We start from the raw sequence: 231 nt of genomic DNA on the forward strand, positions 1-231 counted from the left end.
CGTGGTACACCGAGCCGGCCTCGGACAGGCCCAGCCGGCGCGTGGTCCGGTGCAGCAGGCGTGCGCCCAGGCGCGTTTCCAGTTCCTGCTCTTTGCGGCTGACGGTGGTCTTGGGCAGGCCGAGCGCGTTGGCAGCGGCGATGAAACTGCCTTGCGCGACCACCTTGACGAAGATCAGCGTGTCGTTGAGATCGTGGGCCATGACGGAGTCCATATCGGGGGATGGGTAGG

At 66.7% G+C, this 231-nt stretch carries 1 protein-coding gene; it reads right to left on the reverse strand.

What is annotated here, in order from left to right:
• Positions 1-202 (reverse strand): LysR family transcriptional regulator (locus KVS69_RS20800; RefSeq protein ID WP_217540247.1); only part of this gene is annotated, 202 nt, incomplete at its 3' end.
• Between the last annotated feature and the right edge of the window lie 29 nt (positions 203-231).

The sequence above is a fragment of the Stenotrophomonas sp. GbtcB23 genome, assembly GCF_019091045.1.
Taxonomy (GTDB): domain Bacteria; phylum Pseudomonadota; class Gammaproteobacteria; order Xanthomonadales; family Xanthomonadaceae; genus Stenotrophomonas; species Stenotrophomonas rhizophila_A.